This window comes from Bacillus sp. JJ783 (assembly GCF_036963225.1).
Taxonomy (GTDB): Bacteria; Bacillota; Bacilli; order Bacillales; family Bacillaceae_G; genus Bacillus_A; species Bacillus_A cereus_U.
On record NZ_JBALMG010000245.1, the window covers coordinates 1 to 295 of the forward strand.

The window sequence follows — 295 nt, forward strand, 5'->3', positions numbered from 1 at the left end:
CGAGCCGCCTCCGCTTTTATTTGTTACACAGCCTGTTTCTTTTCTTCTACATCCTGTCCATCCCAGCACTCTGTATTCTTTAAGCCAGGAATAGAACTTGCAAGGAAGACAGGATCCTTGCCTTGTTTCTTTTGCTTAATATAGTCTACTAAAGCTGCGTAGGCAAATTTGCTAAGGAATGAGATGGCAATTAGGTTTGTAAATACCATTAGTCCCATAAAGAAATCAGCTAAGCTCCAAACTGTTTGAAGGGCAGCGATTGATCCGAAGAAAACCATTCCGACAACTGCAACGC

1 protein-coding gene is annotated in these 295 nt (G+C 42.4%); it reads right to left on the reverse strand.

Annotation, left to right across the window (positions count from 1 at the left end):
* Nucleotides 1-23 precede the first annotated feature (23 nt).
* Nucleotides 24-295: alanine:cation symporter family protein (locus V7038_RS29085; RefSeq protein WP_335696058.1), on the reverse strand; the 272-nt coding region annotated here is incomplete at its 5' end.